Origin of the sequence: Prevotella sp. PTAC (assembly GCF_013166535.1) — a bacterium.
GTDB lineage: Bacteria > Bacteroidota > Bacteroidia > Bacteroidales > Bacteroidaceae > Prevotella.
In genome coordinates, this window is sequence record NZ_JABKKK010000014.1 from 70954 (window position 1) to 80770 (window position 9817).

Here is a 9817-nt window from a genome sequence, read left to right on the forward strand (position 1 = left end):
GGAACTCCCTAATCGTAGAAATTCTTCTCAAACGCCTGAAACTCGTCTCTTCCCAACACACACCGCCTCCACCAGGCCTCGATGAATCCGAAACCGTAGCCCATGAGCTGTGTGAAAGCTGCCGCCACGGATAGCAACCCTATCTTGACGCTGCGGTTGCGTATTGCCGAGTCGGCGGCGATGAGCAGGCCGTATGCCGCTATCGGCAGCCACGGCAGGGCGCAGAGGCCATACCACCTGTGTATGTCATCAAACTCCATGAGAGCGCGTCCCACGGCCGACGTGAGCACGAGGGCAATCACCCCGACGGTGAACACCATCGGCAGCAGGTGGACGGGTTTGAGCGATCCGGGATATTTCTTGTACAGGTTGATACGGGCTATGCCGCTGTTGTATACCTGGCGGAAGAATTTCCGCATGTCCGTGCGGCGCTTGTGCCACACCCACGCTCCGGGAAAAAGGCGGCAGCGGCACCCGGCCTTGAATATGCGTATGCTGAAATCTATGTCCTCTCCGAAACGCATGCGCGAGAACCCGCCGAGCCTCATGTACACGTCACGGCGTATCCCCATGTTGAACGAGCGCGGATAAAACTTGTCGAGCTTCTTCTTTCCGCCACGTATGCCGCCCGTGGTGAAAAAACTCGTCATCGAGTAGGATATAGCCTTCTGGGTGTCGGTGAACGAGGGGTGCGCGCTGTCCGGCCCCCCGAAAGCGTCTGCCGGCTCAGCGGCCAGCTCGTCGTCCACGGCCTGCATGTACCCCGGCGGCAGCACCACGTCCGAGTCGAGCACGATGAGATACTCGCCCGATGCCCGTTCGGCTCCGTAGTTGCGGCTCTGCCCCGGTCCCGAGTTCTTTTTCACATAGTATTTCACGTCCAATGCGGCACCGTATCTTTCCGCCACCGCACGGCAGTCGCGTTCGGAACCGTCCTCGACGATTATAACCTCAAAGTCATTGAATGTCTGCCCTGTGAGACTTTCCAGCAGTTCGTCCACCTCATCGGGACGGTTGAACACGGGAACGATAACGGAATACTTCATTTCTGTGACAAGTTTTGATTTATCGGTCAAGTGGTTATATCTGCAAATTGTCGGGCGGCGACCGATGCGGAGCCGTGAATTACGATAATTCAAAAAACATTGGACTCAGCACCGGGCACGGCCCGACAACTCAAAAAAACCGTTATTCGGAATTGCAAACCCGCGGTTTCTTATTCTTTCACGCGTTGCAGGTAGCTTCCATCGCGGGTGTCCACCTGGATGAGGTCGCCTTCGTTGATAAACAGCGGAACGCGTATCTCAACGCCTGTCTCGAGTGTCGCGGGCTTGGTGGCGTTTGTGGCGGTGTCGCCTTTCACACCCGGCTCACTGTGTGTGATGCGCAGGTTGGTCTTCACCGGCATCTCGGCATAGAGAATTGTCTCCGTGTCGGCGTCGCTCACAACTTCCACAACGTCGCTCTCTTTCATGAAGTCGACACCGGTGATGAGGTCTTTGGCGATAGGAACCTGGTCGAATGTCTCCTGGTTCATGAAAATATAGTCGGCACCCTCCATGTAGAGATACTGGAACGGGCGGCGCTCCACACGCACGTCTTCGAGAGCCTCACCGATATTGAAACGCTTCTCCAACACACGTCCGCTGACAACGTCTTTCAGTGTCGTGCGCATGATGGTGTTACCCTTGCCCGGCTTCACGTGCAGGAAGTCGATGCAGAAATACAGCTTGCCGTCCATACGGATGCAAGTACCCTTCTTGATGTCTTGTGACTTAATCATGATGCTATAACTTGAATTTATTGATTTTATTCGATTTTACGCATGCAAAGGTACTGAAAAAATGGAAAAAACGTAAAATAACACGCTAAAAATCACTTATTTCTTTGTTATTTCGAAATTAATAAGTAATTTTGCAGCCCAAAAGCGTAGAAATAATAACATAAAAAATAAAAACGATGAAAAGAACATTTCAGCCGCACAACAGGAGAAGAGTGAACAAGCACGGCTTCCGTGAGAGAATGTCTACCAAGAACGGACGTCGCGTATTGGCTTCACGCCGTGCGAAAGGCCGCAAGAAGTTGACAGTATCTGACGAGCACCACGGCAAATAAGCGACCGTAGACCGCAGATCAATTCAAGTTTGCAGCATGAGGCAGGAACTTCGGTTTCTGCCTCATGCTGTTTTCCGTACATGCGCATACCAAACCCACAGGGTGAAGCCATGCGCCCGACAACAACGGGTGTCTGTAATGATAAAGTCACGGATTCAACACTTTGTTTTTCGTTGAAATAGAAAATAATTCCGATACCGATTGCGATATGCAGCGCGATATGCTCACTATTTCAAAATGATGGTTCCGCCGATTTTCCGCAACGGGATGCCCGTCGGAGTGTGATTAACCGCTAACCGCGTCGCGTTTAGATACCAGTTGGATTCCATTCAGCGTCTAAATGCAAGCCAACGGGACGCTAAACGGAAAGAATATTCCGGGCAGGTGGGGTTGACTTGATAGTCGAGGCTGACACAAAAGATATACCAGACTGGCCCACAGGCAGTTACATAAAACAGCCCATAATTCGCATATTTGCGGCCGTGGGATTTCTATTTTGAAACAAACGAATTACGAGAGGCGTTTTGTAAATATTATTCACCACACGCAGACGCATTTTCCCACCTTGTTTATCCTTTTGTATTTTTACATTAAGAAATCTTGCCGTTCTTCCGCAAAATCTTCGTATCTTTGCCGAAATAAACGACAGATTATGAAGTCAAAGGATTTTTTCGGTAAGTTTGTCAGCGTTTATCTGTTGGGGCATCTCCTTGCGATGGCACTTGTCGTGTTGCTGGTGTGCCTCGGCGTGAAATACGGACTTGACGTATATACGCATCACGGCGAGAACATAGAGGTGCCCGACCTTCATAAAATGGACTACGGCAAGGCCCGCGACCTGATAGAGCGGCAAGGCTTGCGGATAGTGGTCAACGACTCGGGATACAACAAGCGCCTGCCGGCCGACTGCGTGCTGGCACAGACACCGAGAGCCGGACTCAACGTGAAAACAGGCCACGTGATATACGTCACAGTCAACTCGGCACTGTCGCCGGCCTTCCCCATCCCCGACCTGATAGACAACAGCAGCGCCCGAGAGGCCGAAGCCAAGCTGATGAGCATGGGCTTCAAGATTCTCGAGCCCGAATACGTCACGGGAGAGAAAGACTGGGTATACGGGATAACCTGCCGGGGCCGGCGGATAAACACCGGCGACATAGTGTCCGTAGAGACACCCTTGCGGCTGCTTGTGGGCAGCGGCACGCTCGAAGACGAAGATACGGACACGGACTACACCGACGACGAACTGTTCGTTGCCGACAGCGAGATCGACGACTTCCAGGAAGTGACGGCGCCGCCCGCCGGCAACGAGCAAGAGCCATAAAAAGAACATACAGATGACAGAAGAGACAACAGAAGACATAGAGCTGATCGACGATGAGGAAGGCCGGCAACTGTACGAGCACTTCCGGTTCACGGCAGACCGCGGCCAGGTGCCTGTGCGGATAGACAAGTTCATGTTCGAGAAATTGCAGCATTCCAGCCGCAACAGGATACAGAAGGCTGCCGACTCGGGATTTGTGCACGTGAACGACAGGCCGGTGAAAAGCAACTACAAGGTGAGACCGGGAGACGTGGTGACACTGATGCTCGACCGGCCACACTACGACACGACCATCGAGCCGGAAGATATCCCGCTCGACATTGTATACGAAGACGACGAGCTGATGGTAATCAACAAACCTGCCGGGCTGGTGGTGCATCCCGGATGCGGAAATTTCAACGGCACACTGGTGAACGCCGTGGCATGGCATCTGCGCGGACTGAGCACATACGACCCCAACGACCCGCAGGTGGGACTGGTGCACCGCATAGACAAAGACACGAGCGGACTGCTCGTCATCGCAAAGACACCCGAGGCAAAGACGGAACTGGGCGCGCAGTTCTTCAACAAGAGCACACACCGCAGCTACACGGCACTCGTATGGGGTAACATACAGGAAGACCGCGGGCGGATAGAAGGCAACATAGGCCGGGACCCGAAAGACAGGCTCCGCATGGCGGTGTTCCCTCCCGGCTCGGAGACTGGAAAAAGCGCTGTGACCCACTACCGGGTAATAGAGAGGCTGGGCTATGTCACACTCATAGAATGCATACTCGAAACAGGACGCACACACCAGATACGCGCCCACATGAAGCACATAGGCCATCCGCTGTTCGGCGACGAGCGATATGGCGGCAGCGAGATTCTGCGCGGTGAGCGCACGGGCAGCTACCGGCAGTTTGTAATCAACGGCTTCAAGCTGTGTCCCAGGCAAGCGCTGCACGCACGCACACTCGGATTCGTACATCCCAAAACCGGCAGGCAGATGGACTTCAACTCCGAGCTGCCGGCCGACCTGGCATCACTCATAGACAAATGGCGCAAGTACATGGGATGCCACGAAGCGTAAACGGCCGGGGAAAGCATGCCCGGAGCCGGGCCGCTAAACAAAGATAAATTTAAATCACAATATAATGGAACACTTAAAGAGAAACATAGCCATAGTATACGGTGGCAACTCATCTGAACACGACGTGTCGGCCCGCTCGGCACAGGGACTCTACTCCTTTTTCGACAAAGAGCGCTACAACATATATCTCGTGGACATGAAAGGCCACGACTGCCACGCCGAACTGCCTGACGGCACAACGGCACGGATAGACCTGAACGACTTCTCGTTCATGGAGAACGGGAAGGTGGTGCAGTTCGACTACGCCTATATCACTATCCATGGCACGCCAGGCGAGAACGGGCTCTTGCAGGGCTACTTCGACCTCATCGGGTTGCCATACTCCACGAGCGGAGTACTGGTGGAGGCCATGACGTTCGACAAGTTCGTGTTCAACCAGTACATGCGCGGCTACGGAGTGCTTGTGGCCGACAGCCTGCTGATACGCAAGGGATACGAGGAGCTTGTGAGCGACGACGAGGTGGAAGAGCGCATAGGCATGCCGTGTTTCGTAAAGCCGGCGGCCGACGGCAGCAGCTTCGGCGTGTCGAAAGTGAACAACAAAGACCAGCTCGCGCCGGCCATACGCAAGGCCATGCTCGAAAGCCCCGAGGTGATGGTGGAGTCGTATATCAAAGGCACTGAAATATCCGTGGGATGCTACAAGACGAAAAAAAGATCGGTGGTGCTGCCGGCCACGGAGGTGGTGACCGACAATGAGTTTTTCGACTATGACGCCAAATACAACGGGCAGGTAAAGGAAATCACCCCGGCAAGGCTCAGCGAAGAGACGGCAAGGCGCGTGAGCGAGATCACGAGCCACATATACGACATATTGCACTGCAACGGTATAATACGCATTGACTATATCATCGCCCGCGGCACGGGCAGCGACGGCAGGGAGACAGACAAGATATACATGCTCGAAGCCAACACCACGCCCGGCATGACGGCCACGAGCTTTATACCGCAGCAGGTCAAGGCGGCGGGCATGGAGATGAAAGACGTGCTTACGGAGATAATAGAGAACCAGTTTGAATAAAGGTGCCGACAAACCAAAAGTAATACCCACAACCTATGAAAATACCATCAGAGTTTGACCCCATACGCCCTTTCGAGCCGGAAGAGCTGCCGGAGGCGTTCGAAAGACTGCTCGCCGACGACACTTTCCGCCGTGTAATGAGCTATGTGCTGCCGGAAATACCCGCGGACGCCGTGGCGGCAAAGATGAGAATGTGCCATACGAACCTTGATTTCCAAAAAGCGTTCTGCTACGGGTTTCTTGACAACCTGCTCAAGGCGGCAAGCGACGGCTGCGACATGGACGCCAGCCGGATAGACACCGGAAAACGGTATACGTTCGTGAGCAACCACCGCGACATCGTGCTCGACTCGGCACTGCTCGACAAGATGCTTATCGACTCGGGCTTCACGACCACATGTGAGATCGCCATCGGCGACAACCTGCTCGCCGCCCCGTGGATAAAAGACCTCGTCAGGGTGAACAAGTCGTTCATCGTAAAGCGCGGGGCGGGCATCAAGGAGATGCTCGTAAACAGCAGGCAGCTGTCGGAGTACATGCACTTCGTAATATCGCGCAAGAACGACAACATCTGGATAGCACAGCGTGAGGGACGCGCCAAGGACAGCGACGACCGCACGCAACAGTCTATCCTCAAAATGATGGCAATGGGCGGGGAAGGCAGCGTGATCGAAAGGTTGAGACAACTGCACATCGTGCCGCTGGCCATATCATACGAATATGACCCATGCGACTATCTGAAAGCACGGGAGTTTCAGCTCAAACGTGATGTCGAGGGATGGAAAAAGACCAAGGCCGACGATGTGCTGAGCATGCAAACGGGCATCACCGGGCGCAAAGGCCGCATACACTACCACTGCGCACCGTGCATTGACGAATGGCTCGACACGCTCGATCCGGACATGCCGAAAGGCGAACTGTTTGCCTCTGTGGCCGAGCACATGGACAGGGAGATACACGCCGGATACAGGCTTTATCCCGGCAACTACATAGCCGCTGACCTGTCGCGCGGAGACAGGACGTTCGCCGACCGCTACACGGAGGAAGACAAGAAGTCTTTCGAGAAGTATATCGCCGGACGCATGGCCCTGATAGACCTGCCTGTGAAAGACGAGCCGTTCCTGCACGAACGGCTGCTGACAATGTATGCCAACCCGGCCATAAACCACGAAGCGGCAGTGAGATGAGGAACATACTCTTGTCGATGGCCCTGATTGCCGCAACGGCCTGCGAGACGGACAGCTACGATACAGGCACGGGGAAGTACTCATATACACGGGCGGACTTCGTGGAAGCGCATACGGACGGCAAATGCGTCATAAAGGGCGTGGAGACGGACGACGGCATAAGGCTGTCCCTATATCCTGAAGCGGCTCCCAAATGGACTAACCGCCCCGACACTGTGTACCGCGCGCTGATGTACTACAACGACAAGGGTGGCGGCAGCGTGGAACCGATAAGCATCTCGCCGGTGCCGGTGCTCACACCGAGACCGGAACATGAGTTTGAGGACAGGCATACGGATCCGGTAAGGTTTGAAAGCATCTGGCTGAGCAAGAGCGGGAAATACATAAACATAGGGTTGTACCTCAAGAACGGAACTACAGACAGCGGTTCGGAGCGCCATACCTTAGGCATGATGCGCGAAACGACTACCGTAAACGACGACCTGACCCGCACGGCACGCCTGCGGCTTTATCACGACCAAGGCGGCGTACCGGAGTACTACTCGTCAAGATACCACGTAAGCATACCGTGCGACGGTATCGACACCGACTCTGTGACAATATCAATAAACACTTATGAGGGAATGTCGGAACACAAAATAAAAATACCCGACAGAATGAAATAAGGCACGGCTACACGCCAACACCGCCGGCAAACAGCATCCCCTATATCGGATAACAAGAACACAACCGGATAAAAAGAGAAAGACAGGCCGCACTACACAGCCTGTCTTTCTCTTTTTATCACTGCCCGAGCACACGCTCCAAAGCATCAAGCTCTTCATCTGTCGTAGACCAGCTCGTGACGAAACGGCATATCATACTGTTCTCATCGGCCTGTCCCCAGTGGGTGAATATAATGTCGCGCGACAACCGCTCTACCTCGTCATTGTCAATGATGACAAACTGCTGATTGGTGGGCGAGTCGATATAGAACTTATAACCCTTGTCTGCAAAGATGCGTTTCATGCGCATTGCCATGTCGATGGCGTGGCGGGAGAGCCGCATATAAAGACCGTCGGTGAAGAGGGTGTCGAACTGTATGCCGAGCAGACGCCCCTTTGCCATCACCGCTCCATGCTGTTTCTGAATGCTGAAAAAATGGCGGTTGGCGTTGTTGTGGGTGAAAACGACAGCCTCTCCGCACAGCGCGCCGATCTTGGTTCCCCCGATATAGAACACATCGCAGTGGTGGGCAAGATACGGCAGGGTGATGTCGTTGCCGTCTGCGGCGAGTCCGTAGCCAAGCCTGGCACCGTCAACGTACAGCGGAATGTCGAAGCGCCGGCAGATACCGTATATCTCATCAAGCTCATCGGCCGAGTAAAGAGTACCGAACTCCGTGGGAAAAGTGATGTACACCAGTCCAGGATACACTCCGTGCGCCTTGTTGCCGTCGTGCATGAAATCGTTGAGATATTTATTGAGGGCGGCTGCCTCCATCTTGCCACCCTTGTTCGGGATTGTGATGATTTTGTGCTCGGTAAACTCTATGGCTCCCGCCTCGTGTACATTGATATGGCCGGTATCCACCGCTATCACGCCCTCATACTGGTACAAAAGGGAATCTATGACCGTGGCGTTGGTCTGGGTGCCACCGGTGAGAAAGAATATGTTTGCGTCGTAATCGTCGCATGCCTCCATGATCTTACGCTTTGCCTGCTCGCAAAACTCATCATCGCCGTATGGCAAAGACAGCATGCCGTTCGTATCGTTGAGCCGTTCCAGTATCTTCGGATGCGCCCCGTTACTGTAATCATTATCAAATATGATCATGTCTTTTCCTGTTTTGCCCGCAAAGGTACAAAAGAATTTTGAAATACGGAACGAAGACGGTCTCCGAATACGGCACATGGCGCAAGCATACGCCGCCGCAGGCAATCACGACCGGATATAGCATATCTCAAAAAAAACGAATGACGCCATCCAAACAGATTGACAACGGCACGAAGGTCAGAAACCATAGCATAGATATAATCCCGACGGATTGACGGATACATTCACCGCGCTGCGGGGAAACAGCTTATCGGTAATCCAAAAGCCGGCTTCCGCCGAGAGAAAGCCCACGGCAGCCCCGGCCACCGTGTCATACCAATGATGCCGGTCGCGGCATACCCTGTCGACAGCCGTGACGGTAGCCACGGCATACCCTCCTATGCTAACCCACGGCGAGATATGGCCGAACTCATGGTGCAACGTGGTAGCACCGGCAAACGCAAAGGCCGTGTGCCCGGACGGGAAAGACTTCCTGTCGGTCATATCGGGACGCCATTCGTGTATGGTCTCTTTCATGGTGTACGTCACTCCGCCTGTTATTATTGCGGAAGCGGCGGTCTTGGCAAGCAACACTTTCCAGTCGTCACGGCTCTCGACACCGAAAGCCTTCATCCCGATAACCGCGGCATACGGCACAAATCTGGTGACATTGGCAACCCCTCTCTTATCGGCAACCTGCGCCGACGCTGCCAACATGCCCATGCACACCATTACACATAACAGTACAATTCGTTTCATACGACAGTTGATTACAATAAGATTTATATTCGAGAATACCTATATGGCATAGAAATGGATTTACAGGGTGCAAATATACGAAATAAAAACAACGGCTTGTATGCCGGCAATTTAAAAGTTGTGAATTATAAAACAAAAACGCGCACCGGTCTCTCCGATGCGCGTTTCATTGTATTGTGTGTTACAGGGAATGCCCTTCCCCTCATTGATTACTTCACCATCACCTTGACAGTCTTCACCGTTCCGTCGGCATAGTGCTTGCGGATGATGTTGATTCCCTTGCCAATAGTGTTCAGACGGACACCGTTAACGCTGAATATCTCGTCACGCACAAGCTCGTCAGAGCCGCCGACATTGTCGATGCCTACCGTGCTTGCGTCATACTTCTTGGAGTTCTCGCCGTTGTTGAGCACGTAGATGTCGTAAACCTGGGCCTTGGTGCTGCCGCTCTTCTGCCATACGCGTACGAAGTACTCGCCTGTCTTGTC

10 protein-coding genes and 1 pseudogene are annotated in these 9817 nt (G+C 53.6%); 6 read left to right on the top strand and 5 right to left on the bottom strand.

The window, feature by feature from the left end; translation table 11 throughout:
- Positions 1-8 precede the first annotated feature (8 nt).
- On the bottom strand, positions 9-1046 hold the full coding sequence (locus HPS53_RS11270; RefSeq protein WP_172206297.1) for a glycosyltransferase family 2 protein: 1038 nt from the start codon (positions 1044-1046) through the stop codon (positions 9-11).
- A gap of 170 nt (positions 1047-1216) precedes the next feature.
- Positions 1217-1783 carry an elongation factor P gene (gene efp / locus HPS53_RS11275; RefSeq protein WP_172206298.1) on the bottom strand — a complete coding sequence of 189 codons (567 nt, stop codon included), beginning with the start codon at positions 1781-1783 and terminating at the stop codon, positions 1217-1219.
- 176 nt (positions 1784-1959) lie between these two features.
- On the opposite strand from efp, the gene rpmH reads away from it, so the two are divergent.
- The 6 genes from rpmH (at position 1960) to HPS53_RS11305 (ending at position 7441) form a co-directional block, all read left to right on the top strand.
- Positions 1960-2115: a 50S ribosomal protein L34 gene (rpmH, locus tag HPS53_RS11280; RefSeq protein ID WP_172206299.1), complete on the top strand. Its 156-nt coding sequence runs from the start codon at positions 1960-1962 to the stop codon at positions 2113-2115.
- A gap of 652 nt (positions 2116-2767) precedes the next feature.
- Positions 2768-3439, top strand: a complete 672-nt coding sequence (locus HPS53_RS11285; RefSeq protein ID WP_172206300.1) for a PASTA domain-containing protein — start codon at positions 2768-2770, stop codon at positions 3437-3439.
- A 13-nt stretch (positions 3440-3452) separates the two neighbouring features.
- The gene (locus tag HPS53_RS11290; protein WP_172206301.1) at positions 3453-4508 is read left to right on the top strand and encodes an RluA family pseudouridine synthase; all 1056 of its coding nucleotides are present in this window, start codon (positions 3453-3455) and stop codon (positions 4506-4508) included.
- A 64-nt stretch (positions 4509-4572) separates the two neighbouring features.
- Positions 4573-5589 carry a D-alanine--D-alanine ligase gene (locus HPS53_RS11295; protein WP_172206302.1) on the top strand — a complete coding sequence of 339 codons (1017 nt, stop codon included), beginning with the start codon at positions 4573-4575 and terminating at the stop codon, positions 5587-5589.
- Positions 5590-5624: 35 nt separating this feature from the next.
- Positions 5625-6776, top strand: a complete 1152-nt coding sequence (locus HPS53_RS11300) for a 1-acyl-sn-glycerol-3-phosphate acyltransferase (RefSeq protein ID WP_172206304.1) — start codon at positions 5625-5627, stop codon at positions 6774-6776.
- Positions 6773-7441, top strand: a complete 669-nt coding sequence (locus tag HPS53_RS11305) for a NigD-like C-terminal domain-containing protein (protein WP_104368237.1) — start codon at positions 6773-6775, stop codon at positions 7439-7441. The genes HPS53_RS11300 and HPS53_RS11305 overlap by 4 nt, the downstream gene beginning before the upstream one ends.
- A 118-nt stretch (positions 7442-7559) precedes the next feature.
- Here HPS53_RS11305 and HPS53_RS11310 read toward each other — a convergent pair whose 3' ends face one another.
- The 3 genes and pseudogenes from HPS53_RS11310 to HPS53_RS11320 all read right to left on the bottom strand — a co-directional run.
- Positions 7560-8591 carry a low specificity L-threonine aldolase gene (locus HPS53_RS11310; RefSeq protein ID WP_172206306.1) on the bottom strand — a complete coding sequence of 344 codons (1032 nt, stop codon included), beginning with the start codon at positions 8589-8591 and terminating at the stop codon, positions 7560-7562.
- Between the two features lie 177 nt (positions 8592-8768).
- Positions 8769-9329, bottom strand: coding sequence for a phosphatase PAP2 family protein (locus tag HPS53_RS11315; protein WP_104369487.1), 561 nt, complete (start codon positions 9327-9329; stop codon positions 8769-8771).
- A gap of 209 nt (positions 9330-9538) precedes the next feature.
- Positions 9539-9817, bottom strand: a pseudogene (locus tag HPS53_RS11320) (hypothetical protein); the annotation flags it as partial.